The organism is Mesotoga sp. Brook.08.YT.4.2.5.2. (assembly GCF_003351125.1).
Lineage (GTDB): Bacteria > Thermotogota > Thermotogae > Petrotogales > Kosmotogaceae > Mesotoga.
The window spans coordinates 1-19971 of sequence record NZ_JPGZ01000016.1 but is presented as its reverse complement, the minus strand read 5'-3'; the positions used below and the strand labels follow the sequence as shown (position 1 = coordinate 19971).

Here is a 19971-nt window from a genome sequence, read left to right as displayed (position 1 = left end):
TCAATATTCCTTGGAGGGACTCTGATGGGAACATCTCTGACTGTCATGACCTACAACATAAGGCACGGATTGGGAATAGACGGTGTCCTGGATTTTTCCAGAGTTGTCGAGACCATAAGGGAAGTAGATCCAGATATTCTTATTCTCAATGAAGTCGATCAGGAAAATCCGAGGAGCGCAGGACTGAGACAGGCAGAGATTATTGCCAAGGAACTCAACATGAGCTACTTCTTCAGTCTGGCGGAGGGCAGGAGCAACTACGGCAACGCTGTTCTCAGTAAATTCCCGATAACGGCCGAATTTGGTTTTGTGCTCCCGAGACCAGAATGGATGCTTGCCGTGGATAGAGGTTGTTCCGCAATCGTCACAGAGATCGAGGGCCGGGAAGTCCTGGTGATGGGCACGCATCTCGGTCTCGGCGGGATCATGGAAATCCAGACGGAACTCAGAAAGATTCTCGAGGTGTATCTTGAGCACGAAGAGATTCCGGCGATTATTGCCGGCGATCTCAACGCCGAGTGGTATGATCTGCAGTACGGTGTCCCCGAGTTTTTTAACCACTTCAATTCGGTGAATCATGCGCTTGACAAGAGTCTTCATACGATACCGGCAGATAGACCGGGCCGGCAGATTGATTATATCTTCGTGAATCACTATTTCGAGATCGTCGATGCGTTCACTGTAGCTTCATACGCTTCGGATCATCTGCCCGTCGTTTCGAGGCTGGTCCTGAAATGAAGAATATCCCTCTCCTCTTCGTTACTATCGATTCGCTTGGTCCGGAGGTGTTGAAGAAGGCCAGGACTCCTTTCCTGGATAGTGTTGCCAAGACTGGTTCCGTGGTGAGGAATATGAGATCGTGTTTTCCTACACTTACCACACCCATGATGAGCACCATATTGACGGGTGTATATCCCGAAAAACACGGCATATACTCCAACACTATCCTGAACAGAGAAGAGATGAGAGTGGAGGGTAGACTCAGAGATCTCAAAAGAGCGCCAATAACCGACTGTTTATACGAAAACAACTACACCATCCTCTCGATACAGCATTTCATGCTTCAGGGAAGAAAGGGAGTGAAGCATGTCCAGGTTGACGGAAACAGAAGCAATGCAATACGGAAGGCGCTAACAAAGGAGAGTAAAGAAAAGAAGTATGACGCTATCTTCTGCCTCTATCAGTCTCTGGATAGTGCGGGGCATAGATACGGACCTCTTCACCACAAGACGATAAGAGAATTGGAAGAGATAGATGGCGAGTTGAAGCTTTTAGCCGACTTTCTTGAAGAGACATTTGGAGAATTCGTTATAGTCATTAGTTCCGATCACTCCATGTCATTGGCCGAAAATCCTACGGATCTTGATCTAGGTGAAGTTATTGCCAGGATCGGTCTCGAAGCCGAACTTGGTAAGGAAGGAAAGAGGGTTTCTAAAGAGACTGACATTCTTATGCTCAAATACCCAACCGTAAACATCTACACTCTGACGGAAAAAGCAATGAATAGGACAGCTCTGCTCGTGGATGCTCTGAGGAAAATCAGCGTAACAGATAGAGTCTATACAAAAGAAGAAATGAAGAAGTTGCACAACCCCGAGTATGCTGACATCGCCTTCTGTTTGAAAAGAGGATATTCAAACTCATTGAAGTCGAGAAGGCCCGGGTCTTTTTTCGGATATCACGGAACTTTCCACGAGGAGCCCTCCGTGTTCATGTTTAGAGATATTCACAAGACAAAGAACTGTGTAGAGAGAGGTACTCTAGTCGACATTACGCCAACAACCCTCGATTTACTTAACATAAAATCATCTGTCGATTTCGATGGAATTTCACTGAAGAAATGAGGTTTGAAAATTGAATCTGACAAAACTTGATTATCATCTGCACACAAGCTATTCAGACGGAGAGATGACTTTTTCCCGGCTTCTTGAAGCTTTGGAAGGCAATGTAAGTGTATGTGGCGTGACTGATCACTTTGAGTTAAACCATCCATCCAGCATAGAATTCACAAAAGACTATCTTGAGGCCTTCGGAGCATTCAAAGAAAGCGCCAGGAGGCTCGGCATCTCCGCTCATCTCGGCGTGGAAACCGGGCTCGGGAAGAGCGGCATACTACTCCCTTTTATGATGGGCGAAATAGAGTACATCATTGCGAGTCTTCACAGAGTTCCGCTAGAGGGAACAAACAGTGAAGATTACTGGCAAGCTTACAAAGGTATCATTGCCGAAAATGCACGAAGAGGAGGCTTTCAGATTCTTGGGCACGTCGAGGGCTATCTCCCGCTTCTACCTCTTCTTGATCACGATCCGGGATTCGACAAGAAGAGGGAGATTGAACGGCAGATCATTCACAAGTACTTCACGTTTGACTGGTACTCGCGATTGGCAAAGGATCTCGAGGCAAACGATATTGCACTCGAAATACATGAGCCATCAAAAACGCCGCGATTAGAAGTTCTGGATATTATGAAACGATCGGGAGTTGCTTTCTCCTACGGAACAGATTCCCACATACCTGAGCAGGTTTCCAAGAGGAGCTATCTGAAAAGAGTCATCCAGGAACTCGATCTGAAGGAAAGTGATTTTCTCGATATCGAGACGATTAACTTGAAAATATAGAGTATTTCGGGAGGAACTTGTATGACAAACGTTGGGATTATCGGTTGTGGAATGATGGGAAAGGTTCATTCCATTGCGTACAGCAGCCTGCAAGACGTCAATGTGAAAGCAGTAGCGAGTCTCTCAAGGGAACAGACTCTGGAATGTGCAAGACTCACCTCTTCAAAAGCATCCACTGTGGAGGAGATACTCACCGATGACGAAATAGAGGTAGTCAGTATCTGTACACCTACGGATACACACAGGGATCTTGTGGTGGAAGCAGCAAGAAACAGGAAGCATGTTTTCTGCGAAAAACCAATAGCTCGTACTCTCAAAGACGCTCTAGAAATGGTTGAGGTTTGCAAGCAAAACAGCGTTCTGCTGGGTGTGAATCATGTAGTGAGATTCTTTGACTCTTACTCTAGGGCAAAGAGCCTTATGGAAGACGGAGCGATAGGCACGGTGGTCATGGCAAGGATGTATCGCGGTGGTGTCTTTCCAAAGCACGGCTGGAACAATTGGTTCGACGAACTCGCTAGAAGCGGCGGAGTTCTTCTTGATCTTTCCATTCACGACTTCGACTTCTTGAGAACGGTCCTGGGAAAAGTAGAGTCCATAACCGCAAGAAGCGTGAAAAACACTCCTTCTCATCCAGGCAGAAACAGAGACCATGCCATAGCTGTCGTCAAATTCGCAAACGGTTCGCTGGCACATGTCGAGGGCAGCTGGGCAGAGCCGGAAAACGCTCCTTCGAAATTCACAACTTCTTTCGAATTCGTGGGTAGAGATGGAATGATAACCTACGACAGCGATGAGGATTTCACTATTAGGGTGCAGACTGCGTCTAAGGATCTCCCGTCTTTCTCAAAGAGCACCCCCACAGCCAATGATCCTTATGGATTACACATACAGAAGTTCATAGAAGCGGTGAAAGAAGAAAGAAAGGTTCCCGTTGATGGTAATGAGGCTATTGAGGCGTTGAAGATCTCGCTGGCCGCCAACCGATCTGCAGAAAGCGGGAGACCTGTGAAGCTCCTGGAGGTGGTGTAGGTGTTCAGGATTGGGGTTCTTGGAATAGCCCACACGCACGGATACAGCTATATAAGGCAGATTCAGTCTCTCTCAGAAACAAGCATTACGGGTGTATTTGATCAAGATTCTTCTAGAAGCGCAAAGACCTCGAATCTCTTCGGCATAGAACGCTTTGACGATCCTCTGAAGCTAATTGAAAACTCGGATGGGGTCGTAGTTACTTCCGAAAACTCATTCCATAAGCAATATGCGGAGCTTGCAATGATTAATGGCAAACACGTGCTGTGTGAAAAACCCATTGCCACAACTGAAGAAGACGCGAGATCGATGCTGCAGACGGCGAGAGAAAACAACGTCGTCCTTCAGATGGCCTTCCCCGTTAGATACGCTCCGTCGATTCAGCAGGCAAAGAAGGAAATAGAAACCGGCAGGCTCGGCAGAATCCTCTCGGTCTCGGCTACAAATCATGGAAGAATGCCCGGAGGATGGTTCGTGGATGAGAAGCTTTCCGGCGGAGGGGCGGTTATGGATCATACCGTTCACGTTGTGGATATTATCCGCTGGCTACTAGATGTTGAGATTGAAGAGGTATCGGCCGAATACGCCAGACTCATCTACGACATCCCAGTTGAAGACTGTGGCCTCCTCCTGCTAGGTCTTTCTAACGATTCCTTCATGAGTCTCGACTGCAGCTGGTCAAGACCTGAAGCCTATCCTTACTGGGGAGATGTCACTCTCAATCTTGTCGGTACAGACGGTTCGCTCAAGATAAGCGCCTTTGATGCGAAGCTGAGAGTCTTCTCAAACAAGAGAGGAGTCTTCTGGGAGAATTTCGGAGACAGTTTCGACAGAGCGCTGGTTAAGGAATTCGTTGATTCTGTAGTCGAGAAAAGAGAGCCTTTGACCTCAGGAGAAGATGGGCTTGAAGCTCTAAGAGTGGCTCTAGCAGCATATGAAAGCGGAAGAACACATGAACCTATTCAAGTTAATCATTAGCAGCACCCCATTATGAAAGACGACTAAAGGTGGTGAAAACTTTGAAAGGTAAACGAACATTGCTCGTTTTGGCAATCGCACTCATGAGCATCATGACTTTTGGTCAGATAAAAGTGCAGATGTTGCCATTTTGCTCGAGTGGAATAGAGAGGATGCCGTGGCTTCACGACGACATTCTTTACTTCGCCGGGACAAACTACGATATCTACTACACAACGCTTGAAAACGGAGAATGGGCTGAACCACAGTGGCTTCCGGGCGATATCAATACATCGGAGTACGAGATTAACCCCTGTGTGATAGAAAATGACGGAGTGTTGGTTATGTATTTTGGTAGATACTCGGCCGATACTGACTATGATTTCTACAGATCGGTATTTGATGAAGAAAAGGGTGGCTGGGAAGAAGGAACTCTAGTTGCTGAACTCAGCACGGATAAGAAGGAATGGGATATATGGGTGAACTCAGACGAGACTATCGCATATTTCACGTCGGGAGGCACCTTCAACGGAAAGGAGCCTATCGGAGGAAGAGATATTTGGAGATCTGAATCAATCGACGGGAAATGGTCATCGCCAGAGAATCTCAGCTTTCTTAACACCGGCGGCGATGAATGGTCGGTATTCCTTGCTCCTGACGGTTCTATATGGTTTGATTCGGCAAGGGATGACTCAATCGGAGGCTACGATATTTATCGCTGGGACCCTTACACCAGGAGTATAGAGCATCCTAGAGAGCAAATGAATACATTTCTCGACGAAAGAAGTCTGTGGACCGATGGACAGATACTGTATTTTTCGGGATTGAACAGACCTGATGGTGCGGGCAGCTACGACATCTTCACATTATTATCTCCTCAAGAAAGGCAAGTGAAAAAAGAAGCTATTGCCGAAAGCACAGACCCGATAACCGTTACTATCAATGATATTCGACAGAGATCCGAAGGTAGGTACTTGTTTCTAGACAACATCGTTGAGGTTGAAGGGATAGCAATGGTTAGTTCAGGCCTCTGGCACGACTCGGCTAATTACTTCGCTCTGACGGACAAGAGCGCCGGTATCCTCATCTATGCTCAAGGTTTCAAGGAGCCGCTCGTAGAAAAAGGTGATCTTGTACGAGTAAAGGGAACACTCACCACGGTCGGCTATACAACAGATGTAAACAGCCTTGTCATAAGACCAGCCTCTCCTGATGATATTGAGATAATCAGAAAAGGAGAGACATTGCCGGATCCTGCGATCATATTTACAGATTCTGCAAAGAGCCAGCTTAGAAATCTCGAAGGTTCGTTGGTGATGATTTTCGGGAAGATAAGCGCCTACGACAATGAAACAATCACCAGGGGATTCTGGTTGACTGGACCGTCAGACCGTGATTTCGACAGCGTATCTTCTGGAATGAGAGTGAAGTTCTATGACTATGCCGGCATAGACATATCTGCTCTTGGCGATGGAAGCTTCGTTGCAGTACAGGGAGTCCTGATCCAGGATAATGAAGGGGAGTTCTATGTCAGACCCACCATTGACGAAGATATTCGTGAACAGACAGAAAACAGGATCTTGTTCTTAACTACAATTACAAGAAAGGACCTACTCACTCCGACAGAGGAAGAACCTGAAACCACAAAGAAAGAAGAGACGAGAGATCTCGTACTTCCTGAGAACGTGGAAGCCATAACTCAGCTGTCATCGTCCGATAATGATTTCTTTTCTTCTAACATTGCTGGGGCGTCAAATGGAAAACAGGTTTTTGCTAGCCTATACAAGGAAAAGGGAACAAGAACCAAAAACTATCCGCCTGCAATCTATGAACTCGTTCAGGGAAACGTGTCAAGCAAGATACCCTTCCCGGGGGAAGCCGAATTCCCTTACCTCAAGGACAATGTGCTGCTCTTTGCAGGAAGAATCTTGCCTGATGATCAAAACGCTGACTGGAAGATATATTCATATGACGCAGCAACCAAAGAAATCAGGACTCTGACATCGGAGTCATATGACCAGATTGAACCCGTAATCTCTCCCAAGAAGGACTTCTTGCTTTACTCGGAAAGAAGAGATGGCAAATGGTTTGTTGTGAAACAGGATTTGTCGTCCAGTGAGAGGACGACTGTCGCTGAGAATGCGAGGTCACCTACATTATCCCCTACAGGTAACGATCTTGCCTTCCAGCACTGGAACGGAAAAGACTGGGACATAGTGGCTTTCAATATGAGAACCGGTAAGACAACTGGAATTCTCAGCAGTTCATTCAACGAATTCTCTCCGGTATGGTCACCCCATGGTACAAAGCTTTCATTTGTTGCCGATTACAGAGGAGAAGTCGAAGTCTTCATCATGGATCTCTTCGACTATACGATTACTGCAGCAACGAAGGACATTTTCTTGACCACGAATCCATTCTGGCTCGATGAAAGTACACTGGGTTTCACAATGAAGACAAATCTCGGATGGAATATCGTTAAGACAAGCACCTCGCTGAAGGAAAAGCCTTCATCTGAGAGCATTTCTGCTGAAGAGAAATTCATCGTTTCTCCGCGATTCGCTTTCCCATATCTCAGTGATAATCGCATTCTTGAGGTAATAACAAAGGAAGGTTATTCACAGCAAAGAGCAAGACTAATGGGCAGAACGGGAAACGCATATGAATTATCGCAGATCGCTGAACACACGTACGTAATTCCAGATCGAATTACTGAAGGTCTTTATTCCCTCGAGGTTCTTGCAGCGAGTTCCGGGGTAGTTTACAGGCAGCTGGAAGAAAATGCTGTCAGAGTAGGGTCTCTTGATGAATCCTTTACCATCGTCCATCTTACCGATCCACATCTCGACCTGCTAAGCAAGCCGGAGAATATGCTCCTGTTCGAGAGACTGCTGAACGAGATCAGGGCAGAGAGCCCCGATCTCATGCTGATAACAGGCGATCTTTCCAGTTCCGCCCTTGCTTACACAACTGACTGGGAATTCATAAAGGAGAAGACCATTGAATATTGTGATTTTCCCGTGTTTATTGTTCCGGGTAATCACGATACACAAAGATCAGGCAGGATAAATGGGATGGAATTGTGGGAAGAGTTATTTGGGCCTTGTTACTACAGCTTCGAGTGGGGTTCATGGCACTTCTTGGGCCTAAATACGGCCGATTCAGAGTATGGATTTGTGAGCGGAGTAGTGTCTGAAGAACAAATGGAATGGATAACAGAAGAATTGAAGAGAATAGGAAGCGAGAAAATCATACTCTTTGGCCATCACAACTTCTACGATGACAGATGGATCTTTTTTGAGGAGACTGAACAGAGACGAGAGCTGCTTGATCTCTTCACTAGGAGCAACGTAGCATTGGCTCTTTTTGGTCATAGACATAGCGATGCGATCGATTATTCACTTAACACTCTTTCACTCACCACGAAGAGGGCAGTGGAAACTGACGGCAAACTGGCATACAGAAGAATAGTTGTAGAAGAAGGACTAATCATCGAACTTGTAGAAGTCGAGCCGAAGGGCTCGTCGATTTTCTAGCAGCTGCAAGTACTACAAGATGCAACTGAAAAGAATGAACGGTTATCCGTAATCGCTTAGCCATTCTCCAACGGAGCGAAAGCGAACCTAGAAAGCGAGAAGACGCTTTGAGTTTGAGATGAAGCTTCGCTTCGAGAAAGACCATATTCGAGACTACGAAGAACAAGGAGAGAAAGCAGATCCCTTGCAATTGCACTGAACAGGAGACCCCAAACAGGAGTATTTTGGGGCAGGCTTTCAGGGCGGGCTCTACGGGATGACCAAAGCGAGCGGATTTAGGAGCAGCTTTACGGGGATGAAAGCCATTTCTCACTTTCAGTAGCTGGCGTGTACCTGGCCAGGATCTCGATCTTTGAAACAGTTGCAAGTGACAAGTTGCGAGTTGAATAAGAAACGGTTATCCGTTATCGGTTCACCGTTCTCCGAGCAGAGCTTCAAGACCTATCAAGCTCTTTGGATGATGATCTTAGGTCCTCCTTGAGGGAGAAGGGCCACGAAGTGGCGGAGGTGTCTGTTTCAAAGAAGAGCATGGAGAGCACAAGAGGAGGAGAGAGTACGAGAAACAGGAGAGAGTTCTTGTCTTCTCGTGAGCGCAGTGAACGTCTCGACAGTGCTCTTTCCTTAAGAAAAAGGTTCTCGGGTTTGCTTTCAAAGTCGGCTCTAAACAGCGTCCAGCGGGGCCTTGATCTTAAGCGCATAGCGGCTCTTCACAGCGTTCAGCGGGGCCTTGATCTTAAGCGCATAGCGGCTCTTCACAGCGTTCAGCGGGTTCACCGCTTTTAAGCGTTCAGCGGTCTCGGTCTTCTCGGAGGACGGCAGACCGTTGACGTACAACGTTGTCTTCGTCAGCGCTCAGCGGGTCCTCATTCTTAAGCGTCCAACGGCTATTTTGCCCGCGAAGCGGAACTGGCCTTTGCGAAGCAAAGACTGGCCAGGCGAAGCCTGACTGGCCACCGAAGGTGACTGGCTTGCGTAAGCAGACTGGCTTTTCTCTCGCTTTCTTGTGAGCGCAGCGAATGTCTCGACAATGCTCTTTCTCGATTGATCTTATCGGAGGACGGGTCCTTGCTCTTGGACGGCTGACGGAGGACTTCTCATCAAATCGTTCAGCGGATCTATGACTCGAGATCCCAATCAGTTGCCCTGAACAGGATCACGTCAGAGCAGGCTCTACGGGATGACAGCCGTTTTTTATGTGATTCTGACATAATAACGGTCAGGATCTCGGTTCTCTCGTGAGCGCAGCGACCGTCTCTACCAGCTCTTTCTCGATGCTTCTTATTGGTCTCGCAAAGCCGAAACTGGTCTGTGCGAACAGACAGGCTTCAAAATCGCCTCCTGCCGAAGGCAGCCTTGCGTCCCCGGATGCTTCTCCGGGCATTGCGACCTGGCGAAGCCAGCCTTGCGTCCGCCGATGTTCTTTCGGCGCCTTGCGTCTAATTCCAGCAGTGACTGACTTTTCACTCGCCTTCTCCGTGAGCGTAGCGAACGTCTCGAAAGTGTTTTTTCTCAATTGAGTCGTCGGACGCCAGATGTTATTTCCCTTGTAAGGCTCACGAAGAACGGTTCTTCACAGCTTCACATTTGTGAAGAGTTCTTCTATACTTTGGCGTCTGCGGATAAGTTTGACATAATCACCATCGACGAGTACTTCTGCGGGCAGCGGCATACCATTGTAATTGTTTGCCATAGAAAAGCCGTAGGCACCGGCGTTTTCGAATACGATTGCCGTACCTGGTATAGGCACTTCGAGCTTCCGGCCTCTTGCAAGTATGTCGCCGCTTTCGCAAAGAGGACCGACAACATCGGCAGTTGCCGTCTTCTTGGTGCCGGAGAGGACTATAACGCCGTGATGAGCATCATATAAGGCAGGTCTTATCAGTGCATTCATCCCTGCATCGGTAACGATAAAGATTTTTTCCGAGGGTTTAACACTCACTACTGAAGTCACGAGGTATCCTGCCGGACCGATGATGAATCTACCCAGCTCTGAAATCAGTTTCCCATTGAAGTCAGAGAACATTCCCGAGACGGCCGCCCGCAACTTTTCTATATCAAGCTCTTCGCCTTCATAGTTAATACCCCAGCCCCCGCCGAGATCGATGTGCTTGAAACCGAATTGCTTAGCACATTCGAGAACTTTGGAATAGGCGTCAACAAATGGTTCTACTTCGGTGATTTGAGATCCAATGTGAAGATGTAGGCCATCGATCCTGTCGGCCACCGTCTCGACCTTTTCGATTGGAACTCCGAATTTGTGGGCTTTGAGTCCTGTCGAGATATGTGGGTGAGTGTGCGCGTCAACATCCGGATTGACTCTTAGAAGCTTCACGACATCTATCCCATCCCATAGAGGCAGTTCCTGCAGCGAGTCGACGCAGACAGTGTCAACACCCTGATTTGTGAAATGCACAATATCTCCATGGGTCTTTCCGTTACCATTCCAGAGAATTCGCTTCATGCCGGCCATTTTCGATGCGAGGAGCTCACCTCTTGAAACAACATCCGCACCAATGCCTTCTTCTGCCATTATCTTTAGAAGAGCGGGATTGCTGTTTGCCTTCAACGCAAAGACTATCTCTGCATCCAGCCCCTCGAAAACCCTCTTTGCTTTGTCGATTCTCTTTCTTATCTTTTCTGCATCGTATACATATAGCGGCGTACCGAATTCACCAGCAAGCTTCTGAAAATCAATCATCTCAACCTCCAAAATTCAGCCTTTCCGTTATCTCATCAATCTCTTCAGACCTGATATTAAGCGCTGGCAAAAACCTTACGCTCCCTCCAGTTACATTGAGCAAGACCTTTCTTTCAAAGGCAAGGCCTTTCACCCCGTTAGGGTTTTCGGTCGTGACTCCTATCATTAGACCCTTACCTCGAACTCCCCTGGCCCAAGGAAGACTCTTGAGGTTTTGCATAAGACGCGCTCCATTTATTCTAACACTTTCGAGAAGGGCTGAATTCATTCTAGACACAACTGAGAGCCCTGCTGCAAGGCTGAGAGGGTTCGGAGCAAATGTTGAGCCGTGATCTCCGAGAGAAAACGGTGATAGCTTTCTGAAGACAGTTGCGCCAAGAGGCAGGCCGCCTCCAACGGCTTTTCCCAGTATTACAATATCCGGTTCCAATCCGTAATTCCGATAGCCAAAGTATTCGCCTGTTCTACAAAGGCCTGACTGAATCTCATCGGCGACCACTAGAAAGCCCTTCTCCTTCCTGAGTACTTCAATCGTTTCGATCAGTTCGGAAGGATACAAGTAGACTCCGCTGTTTCCCTGTATCGATTCTACAAAGACGGCGGCGATTTCATTTTCCTTGACCGATTCAGAAAATGCCTCCGCATTCTTGGGAAGAAAGAGGACGTCGGGGAGAAGCGGTTCGAAAGGCCTTCGCAGTATTTCACTATGTGTCAAAGAGAGAGCGCCGATGGTTCGCCCATGAAAGTTACCTTCAAAGGAAATCATTTTCCCCTTTCTCAACTTCCTTACAGCTTTGATCGCAGCTTCTGTGGCCTCGGTGCCGGAGTTTGAAAAATACACCTCGCCGCTGGAGTTGACAAATTTCAGGAGACTCTCACTAAGCTTTTCGGCATCATCGTCGAGAAAGTAGTTTGATGTGTGAGAATACCTTCCCATCTTCCTGGAGACTGCTTCAATCGTTGCTTCATCCGTATGACCGAAAGCGAGTACTCCTATTCCTGCAAATGTGTCGATGAACTCGCCCCTGTCAGTATTGATTCTTATTCCGTGTGCACTCTTTATCTCGAGAGGAAATGGTGAGTATACGTTTGAAAGCATTGTACTCAGCTCACAATTCGAACTCGTCAAGCAACGCCTTCAGGGCTGTGCTTGCCTGTAATTTCGGTACGAGAACGGAGATCTTTATTTCAGACGTAGTAGTCGCGATTATCCTGACCCCAGCCTTCTGGAGTGCAAGGAAGAAACGGGCGGCTACCCCTGCGCTCGATTTCATGCCGACGCCAACCGTAGATATCTTCGCAACATCTTCATCTATTGCGAGTTCCCAGTTGTCGATATCTACAAGGACGTTTTCTATAGTCCTCTTTATCGCCGCCGGACTGGCCGAGAGAACAGTAAATACAAGGTGTATATGTTCGTTGTCATTCACAATAGATATCATGTCAACGTTGAAATTCGAACCTGCAACGGCCTGAAAGATCTTGCTGACAACATCCGTATTTCCGGGCAATTTGTTTATCGTTATCTTCAGCTGGTTTGTGTCTATCGTAGCACCCGTTACGACAGGCTGTTCCAGCCATTCGGGAAGCCTGCTCACTACTCTGGTTCCTCCTTCTTCGTTGAATGACGACAGGCAAAGGATCTCAACGTTGTACTTCTTTGCTATCTCCACCGATCTCGAGTGAAGGACTCTTGCCCCTAGAGCCGCCATTTCCAGCATTTCGTCATATGTAATGAATTGGAGCTTTCTCGCATCTTTGTGAACCTTGGGATCGCAGGTATAGACTCCGGCGACATCGCTGAATATCTCACATGAGACCCCAGCCTTTGCAGCAATCGCGACAGCAGAAGTATCCGATCCTCCCCGCCCGAGGGTAGTAAGATTCCCATCGCGATCGACACCTTGAAAACCTGTAACGACTATCACATCATAGTTCTCAAGTTCTGCATACATCTTTTCGAGGTTAAGATCTGCGATTCTTGCGTTGCTGAAATCTCCAACGGTGCTTATATCAAGCTGCATTGCGTTGTGCGAGATCGAACGGACACCCATACTAAGAAGAGCTATAGAAAGAAGCGCCGCCGAAACCTGTTCTCCTGTCGCAAGAAGCATCGCAAGCTCCCTCTCATCAGGGACAGGAGTCAGGCTTTCGGCTATGGAAATCAGATCATTGGTTGTCTTTCCCATAGCCGAAACAACAACGATCATCTTTTCGCCGTCATCTACTCGTTTCTTTATTCTTGTTGCAACGTTCATTATTCTCTCTGCATTGGCGACAGAAGAGCCTCCATACTTCTGGACAATCATCTAGCTCTCCCGAATCTCGCGCAGCTCTTTGACGAGGCTGGTTTTACTCGCAGTTTTCTCGTCGAACTGCTTTATCACCCTCGCCGGCATTCCGGCCACAACCGAACGCGGGGGTACATCTTTAGTCACAACCGCTCCCGCTGCAATCACCGAGTGCTCTCCTATCCTTATGCCTTCTAGAACGACCGCATTTGCTCCGACCAGTACGTTATCTTCTATGATTACAGGCGTAGCGCTTGGTGGCTCGACAATTCCGGCAATTACGGCACCGGCTCCTATATGACAGTTGGCACCGATTATCGCACGACCTCCGACAACTACGTTCATGTCTATCATTGTTTCACGACCGATGACAGCTCCAACGTTAATTACGGCTCCCATCATTATCACTGCGTTGTCTCCGATCTCGACCGTTTCTCGGATTATTGCACCTGGTTCTATCCTTGCACGATAATTTTCGAGTTCAGCCAGTGGAAGAGCAGAGTTTCTTGCCCTCACCTCGAGATAGTGAGAGGTTATCTTTTCGGAGTTCGTTTCAAGTATTTCTCTTATCTCTTTCAGGTCACCAAAGATGATGCCGAAATGCCTTCCTCCAATGAACGTGGTGTTTCCAGATCTGAAACCTTCGAGATCACCGCAAAGGTAGCAAACAGAAGGCGTCTTCTTCTTGGAGTCTTTTATCATTTTTATTATCGTTTCTGCATCCATCTGACAACCTCCTCATAGGAGTAGAAACCGTTTTCCCTCTCAGCGCAGAACATTGCAGCCTTCAGTGCACCTATAGCGAAGACTTTGCGAGAGATGACCCTGTGGCTTATCTCTATAACCTCTCCCTCGTTGGCAAAAAACACTGTGTGGTCTCCGGGGATGCCTCCCGTCCGTACAGAATGGATAGGCAGATCCCTCCCTACGGATTCCTTAAGCATGATAGCGGTACCGGAAGGAGCGTCTTTCTTCGCGCTGTGATGGACTTCAATTATCTCTGCTTCAAATTCCTCCAGCAGAGATGAATACTCTTTCAAGATCATTCTCAGTAGGTTTATACCGGTGGAGAAATTGAAACTCTGAACTACCGGGACCTTTTCTGCGAGCCTTCTAAGATCGACAATGTCTGACTGGTTTAGAGCAGTCGTTCCTGTAACGATTCCTGCACCGAATTGATAAGCCATCTCAATTGCGGTCTTCAAAGCTTCGCGATTCGAAAAATCTATTATGATTTCGGGTTCCCCGTGCCTGAATATACCGGTGTCACTAACCTCAAGAGCGAGGTCATGTCCTTTGAAAGTTTCAATGATCTCCTTTCCCATTCTTCCAGAAGAGCCGATTAGTCCATATCTCACAGCACACCACTCTCTTTCATAGCACGTTCCACAACCTTTCGATTCGTGTCGGACAACTCATTGAGAGGAAGGCGAAGTTCGTTTGCGCAATAACCCATTAGGCTTAGCGCATATTTGACGGGTATGGGGTTCGACTCCACAAACAATGCCTTCATGATCGGAAGTAGCTCGAGATGTAAGTCTTTGGCAGTCTTTAGGTCTTCAAGTAGAATGGATCGAATCATCGTTGAAGTCTTCCAGGGTGCGATGTTGGAGATTACCGATATTACACCGTCTCCACCGCTGCAACAGAGGTGAAAGGCCTGATCATCATTTCCCGACAAAACTTTGAACGTGGACTCCCTTTCCTTGAGACTTGAGATAAGATAATCCACCTGATACTGATCTCCGCTTGCTTCCTTTACTCCAACTATATTAGCGAACTCGAGGCACCTCAAGATAGTATCCGGAAGCATGCTGGCTCCGGTTCTTCCGGGAACGTTGTAGATGATTATCGGCCCCTGCACGCGCGTGGCGATCTCTCCGTAATGCCTGTAAAGACCTTCCTGAGTGGGCTTGTTGTAGTAGGGAACAACAACGAGCACACCATCGGCACCATCGTCGAACGCCTTCATCGACAGTTCGATACTCTTCGTAGTCGAATTCGTTCCGGTTCCTACGATAACAGGTATAAGCCCATTCGCTTCCTGCACCGCTATCTTTATCAGCTGAGAGCGTTCGGAATCACCTATCGTCGGAGATTCACCGGTTGTGCCAAGTACTACAAGCGCATCTACCTCGTTTTCCATTTGGAATTGAAGAAATCTTCTGAAGGCCTCGTAATCTACGTTACCGTTCTTAAAGGGCGTTATAACTGCAGTTCCAGTTCCTCTGAACATTTCTCTACACCTCCTCCCAGATATGCGGCACCGTCTCTGAAGGTTACAGTGAGAAGTCCTCCGTTGGCCTGCAAAGCGACCTTGTTATGGCCTGTCTTTCTCGAGTATACCCACGCAACTGAAGTAGCCCCGCTTCCGCAGGCACCCGTCTCTCTTTCGACACCTCGTTCAAAAGTGCGAACTCTTAGATTTCCGGCCTCGATAACGCTATATATGTTAACATTTGAATCATACAGATGTCTGAGTGGAAGAAGAGCACCCCAATCTATGGCTTCTGTGCTGCCTTCCATTACGAGATGAGGAACGCCCACAACTAATATCTCCCCGCGATACTTCTCCTCTTCAAAGGAACCAAGAAAGCGGGGTGGGGGCATCTTCACTGAGACCACGTCTTCCACCAGCCCTGAAATTACCCCTGCATGTGACGAGAATTCAACTGACCCAGAGTTTTCTTTCTCGTGAATGAAATGAACATAGGTTCTTGCTCCATTTCCACAAAAGGCGGCTCTAAGACCGTCACGGTTGAAGTAATCCATGAAGCCGCTTTCCACGAAGATCGCACCATCGCTCTCACCAACATACTTGAGAACGAGCAGACGCTTTTCCTCTTCACTTAAACTTATGTTTCTCGAATCGACTACGAGAAACTTGTTTCCAGTTGCCGAGTAATATGCCCCTTTCATGTCAAGCGCCTCCTATGTGGGTTTTCAGAATCCTAACGGCATTCGTAGCGGCTCCTACCCGGATGTTGTCCGCCACGTTCCAGAGTAGGAAACGATTGCTGTCGAAGCTTCTGAGTCTCGAAACATGGACGAGATCGGAGCCCGCTATTTCGAGCGGAGTGATATGCTCCTCGGAGTAAACTACATGATCAGAACGCTCGATAGTCTCGCGGAGTTCTGTAAGTGAAAATGGTCTGATAGTCTCGCAGAAAACTGATTCAGAATGGCCATGAATAACTGGTACCCTCACCGTTGTAGGCCAAACGGAAATCGAATCGTCTCCGAAGATCTTTCTCGTTTCATTAACCATCTTCACCTCTTCTGAAGAAAACCGGGAATCGAGCAGATCGCCGATCACCGGCACAACATTTCTGTGTATCTGTCTCACAAACACAGAAGGAGTGACTTCTCCTCGTTCCTGATCCTCCAACTCTGCGATTCCCTTGTTCCCCGCCCCCGAAACCGCCTGATATGTGGATACAACAATAGTCCTAATTCCGTAATTCTTATAAACCCCGCTTAGCGAAATAACCATCTGAATGGTTGAGCAGTTTGGATTGGCGATGATTCCCCTGTAGCCTTCGATAAGATGCCCATTGATCTCGGGTACAACAAGCGGAATCTCTTGATTTGCCCTGAAGGCCGAAGAATTGTCTATTACGACTGTTCCCTTTCTTGAGGCAATGGGAGCGAAGCTTTTCGAAACGGATGCCCCAGCCGAAAACAGAGCGTAATCATATCCTTTGTCAAATGAATCTTCGCGAAGCTCTTTGACCTCAAGTCTCGCACCTGCAAAATCTAGATTCTTTCCGGCGCTGCGTCTGGAAGCGAAGAGGTCGATCATTGCCGAAGCCAATCCCTCCTCCTCAAGTTTCTTCAACATCATTCGGCCCACTTCCCCGGTAGCGCCTACTATAGCGAGTCGCACTTAACCACCTCCTGAAAAAGAAAAAGTGCTCCCGAAGAAAACGGGAACACTTCAATGGTTTGAAATAATGTCTTATTCCAAACCCACCGGCTCTCCACGCAATCTTCGTGACAGTCATACAGGTCTTTCCTGTATGCCCAGAAGTCGGTCGCTGGGGCTTCCGCCTTCTTCGGCACCCTCGCCTTTCGATCCGTTCCAATCCCCTGATGAACGTCTACTGATCTTGGGTGCTCCTCCGTTGGGTAACTTCCGATTGATTATATCACGGTGCTCTCGAGACCAACTCGCCCTTTGAAAACATAAGGTTAATTGATCATCTCAATTGAACTTCGCTACTGAACCTCATCTAGCACCAGCTTACTGTAGCCGAGGAGCGCTGACGATATTCGGGCTGCTAGAAGCCTCCGGTTCCGCCTCCACCGCCTCCACCGCCAGAGCCACCGCCGCTGAATCCACCTCCTCCGCCGGAACCACTGCTTGAAGCAGAAGAGGCCGCCCTTGTTACTCCTGTGAAGGAGCTCACGGCATATGCTGTAACGGGATAGTACATGTATGGATGTCTGCTCTGTTCTCTCCAGACATCCTCAGGCACGATCTTGTTTAGATTCTTCCTTACGGTGTCCGCTATGCCGAGTGCGGTTGCGTACACCAGATACTCCTCCCAGAGGATTATTGACTCGGGTGGTTTCTCATTCAGGAGGGAGTAGTCTTCTAAATACTTCTTCAGACCAAGCCATCTTAGATAGAAGAGCCTTCCCTCTTTTGTCCATCTTCCGAAAACGTCTTTCGGCAGGAATATGATGACCCAGCTAACCGTCCAGATCACTCCGTAGAATGCGAGTGAAAAGAGACGCATGGGGGCAAGGTCAGGTTTTGAATAGAAAACAAGAAGGAGCACACATACAACGAGCATCAGGAATGAGTATCCGTTTACTATTGACTTGCCCTTCAAATCTATAAGATGCATTTTACGTACCGTATCGTTGACCTTGCTCTTGTATTTCGAGAATTCGCTTGTGAAAACACGCGCCTTGGACTGCTTCTTCGTCACTTCTTTTTTAACATCGTTGAAGTTAAAAACATCATCCTTGTCGTATTTATCAATGAATTTCAGGAAGGCCGCTTCGGTCGGTCTTAGTTTTGTGTCGTCTCGATTCTTTATTACAATTCCCTCTACCTTGTCTCCCTTCCCCTTCTGAAAATCGATGTATTCCTTTCTGTACAGCTCCATAATCGTGGAGCCAATTCCGTCGTTGTCGACAAACCCGGCTAAGTTCTTGACGGCAGCGTTGATTACGTCTGGAGCATCACCCGTCGGAAGCTCTCTCTCATACTCGGCGAAGTAGCCGATATCTATTTCCTTCCCATGCTTTCTATGAGTCCTAATAAGGACGAACGGAGTGAGCAAGCCGATTACAATCGGGATTATCCACTTTCCAAAGAGGACAACTAGACTAACTTCCCTTTCTGCTTCATCGATGAATTTCCTATCAAATGCTCCACCAAGAGCTATATTCCTCATATTCATTGCATTTGCTTGTTCCTTTGGAATGACTGCCCTAAACTCAACATACGTCATCGGTGGTATATTCGTTGCTTTCAGATCGAAAGTATTTCCACTACGATTGACTTCGACAGGCGGATGCGTGAAGAAGTCAAGAATATCTAGATTCTGAGGAAACACAATCTTCGCGGTAATCTCTCCTACCCAGCTTGCTGTATCTTCACCCCATACCTTTCTGAAAATCTGGGCAATGTCAGTGCCTATCTCCACGGCTCTTCGAATACTGTATTTGTAAGTGACGCTTACTCTCTCTTCTCCCTTGACTGGGGTAACGCTCGAAGAATTGTAAGGAACGAACCATACCCTAACTGATCGTGACGACTCGCTGCCCATAGACTCAATATACTTGATCTCTTTGCCAACAGCTGTTACCTCAATTGAGCTATACAGACTTCCGGCTCTGTCTGCAGGAAGCTCTCTATACACTCCTCTATAAGCTTTGTTGAACACGTAGTCTATGGTCTCCGTTACCGTAAGCAGACCGTTCTGATCAATCTCCATCAAGACATTTACTTTTTCTACCGACGTTATTGCTGAGAAAGACTCTCCAATTCCATCGCTGAAGATGAACACTGCTACTCCCCAGCTAATCAGGCCCAGAACAATTCCAGCAATGACTCTGACGACTATCTTCTTCACTTACTGCCACCTCCCCCTTATTGCATTTTACACTATCGTACCTAGAAAAAATGGAATGAGCCAGTCTGCTGGCGCAGGCAAAGAGCCGCTGATCGCTTAAGAACGGAGACCCGCTGTACGCTGTAAAGAGCCCAGGCCCAGAAAACCGTCTCGGGACGCAAGGCTGGGCTAAGAGCGGTTGTTGGTCGTACGTGGTTGGTGGTTGGTCAAGATCAAAGAGCTAGAACCCCTATCACGCAAAGAATGACGAAATCCAGTTTATCAGAACCAGCTCACTTCGTCATCCTCGTGCTTCTTGGCCAGGATCTCGATCTTTGAAACAGTTGCAAGTGACAAGTGCGAGTTGAATAAGAAAGGGTTATCCGTTATCGGTTCGCCGTTCTCCGAGCAGAGCTTCAAGACTTATCAAGCTCTTTGGATGATGATCTTAGGTCCTCGCTTGAGGGAGGAGGGCCACGAAGTGGCGGAGGTGTCTGTTTCAAAGAAGAGCATGGAGAGCACAAGAGGAGGAGAGAGTACGAGAAACAGGGGAGAGGGAGTTCTCGCCTTCTCGTGAGAGTATGTAAAAAAGATTGTGTAAACCCTCTAGAATGGAATAGAAGAATGGAGGGAAGAGAAGATGAAATTTGACAGAGAAAAGATCAAGTCGTTAATCGAGAAGAATGGATTCGAAAATGTCGGAGATGTTCAAGAGGTAATGAAGGAGTTGTTTGGTGACATTATTAAAGAAATGCTTGAAGGAGAGCTAG

General features: G+C 47.5%; 15 protein-coding genes and 1 riboswitch. Of the genes, 6 read left to right on the top strand and 9 right to left on the bottom strand.

The features are described 5' to 3' along the window. Positions 1-24 precede the first annotated feature (24 nt). The 6 genes from Q502_RS05445 to Q502_RS15030 all read left to right on the top strand — a co-directional run bounded on the left by Q502_RS05445 (position 25) and on the right by Q502_RS15030 (position 8144). Complete coding sequence (locus tag Q502_RS05445; RefSeq protein WP_165775366.1) at positions 25-738, top strand: endonuclease/exonuclease/phosphatase family protein; 714 nt, start codon at positions 25-27, stop codon at positions 736-738. Beyond that, positions 735-1844: an alkaline phosphatase family protein gene (locus tag Q502_RS05440; protein ID WP_099830031.1), complete on the top strand. Its 1110-nt coding sequence runs from the start codon at positions 735-737 to the stop codon at positions 1842-1844. The genes Q502_RS05445 and Q502_RS05440 overlap by 4 nt, the downstream gene beginning before the upstream one ends. A gap of 10 nt (positions 1845-1854) precedes the next feature. Beyond that, positions 1855-2619 carry a PHP domain-containing protein gene (locus Q502_RS05435; RefSeq protein ID WP_099830032.1) on the top strand — a complete coding sequence of 255 codons (765 nt, stop codon included), beginning with the start codon at positions 1855-1857 and terminating at the stop codon, positions 2617-2619. 21 nt (positions 2620-2640) lie between these two features. Then, entirely contained in the window at positions 2641-3651 is a 1011-nt protein-coding gene (locus tag Q502_RS05430; RefSeq protein WP_099830033.1) for a Gfo/Idh/MocA family protein, read from the top strand. Further along, positions 3652-4629 (top strand): Gfo/Idh/MocA family protein, encoded by a 978-nt coding sequence (locus Q502_RS05425; RefSeq protein ID WP_099830034.1) that lies wholly within the window; start codon positions 3652-3654, stop codon positions 4627-4629. It begins immediately after the preceding gene. A gap of 2654 nt (positions 4630-7283) precedes the next feature. Then, positions 7284-8144, top strand: coding sequence for a metallophosphoesterase (locus Q502_RS15030; protein WP_374704105.1), 861 nt, complete (start codon positions 7284-7286; stop codon positions 8142-8144). A gap of 1570 nt (positions 8145-9714) precedes the next feature. Here the strand turns inward: Q502_RS15030 and lysA are convergent. The 9 genes from lysA to Q502_RS05365 all read right to left on the bottom strand — a co-directional run bounded on the left by lysA (position 9715) and on the right by Q502_RS05365 (position 19222). Continuing rightward, positions 9715-10842, bottom strand: coding sequence for a diaminopimelate decarboxylase (gene lysA / locus Q502_RS05405; protein ID WP_099830038.1), 1128 nt, complete (start codon positions 10840-10842; stop codon positions 9715-9717). A gap of 1 nt (position 10843) precedes the next feature. Continuing rightward, positions 10844-11971, bottom strand: a complete 1128-nt coding sequence (locus Q502_RS05400; protein WP_258394238.1) for an aspartate aminotransferase family protein — start codon at positions 11969-11971, stop codon at positions 10844-10846. Beyond that, positions 11952-13151 carry an aspartate kinase gene (locus Q502_RS05395; protein WP_103134215.1) on the bottom strand — a complete coding sequence of 400 codons (1200 nt, stop codon included), beginning with the start codon at positions 13149-13151 and terminating at the stop codon, positions 11952-11954. Before Q502_RS05395 ends, Q502_RS05400 begins: the two co-directional genes overlap by 20 nt. Further along, on the bottom strand, positions 13152-13859 hold the full coding sequence (gene dapD / locus Q502_RS05390) for a 2,3,4,5-tetrahydropyridine-2,6-dicarboxylate N-acetyltransferase (protein WP_102819347.1): 708 nt from the start codon (positions 13857-13859) through the stop codon (positions 13152-13154). It abuts the gene before it with no gap. Continuing rightward, the gene (locus Q502_RS05385; protein WP_099830040.1) at positions 13841-14491 is read right to left on the bottom strand and encodes a 4-hydroxy-tetrahydrodipicolinate reductase; all 651 of its coding nucleotides are present in this window, start codon (positions 14489-14491) and stop codon (positions 13841-13843) included. Before Q502_RS05385 ends, dapD begins: the two co-directional genes overlap by 19 nt. Continuing rightward, positions 14488-15369 (bottom strand): 4-hydroxy-tetrahydrodipicolinate synthase, encoded by an 882-nt coding sequence (dapA, locus tag Q502_RS05380; RefSeq protein WP_099830041.1) that lies wholly within the window; start codon positions 15367-15369, stop codon positions 14488-14490. Before dapA ends, Q502_RS05385 begins: the two co-directional genes overlap by 4 nt. Further along, positions 15339-16052 (bottom strand): diaminopimelate epimerase, encoded by a 714-nt coding sequence (locus tag Q502_RS05375; RefSeq protein ID WP_099830042.1) that lies wholly within the window; start codon positions 16050-16052, stop codon positions 15339-15341. Before Q502_RS05375 ends, dapA begins: the two co-directional genes overlap by 31 nt. A 1-nt stretch (position 16053) precedes the next feature. After that, positions 16054-17019 (bottom strand): aspartate-semialdehyde dehydrogenase, encoded by a 966-nt coding sequence (locus Q502_RS05370; protein WP_099830043.1) that lies wholly within the window; start codon positions 17017-17019, stop codon positions 16054-16056. A gap of 79 nt (positions 17020-17098) precedes the next feature. After that, positions 17099-17265: riboswitch (Lysine riboswitch) on the bottom strand. Between the two features lie 148 nt (positions 17266-17413). Continuing rightward, complete coding sequence (locus Q502_RS05365; protein WP_099830044.1) at positions 17414-19222, bottom strand: DUF2207 domain-containing protein; 1809 nt, start codon at positions 19220-19222, stop codon at positions 17414-17416. Positions 19223-19971: the final 749 nt, after the last annotated feature.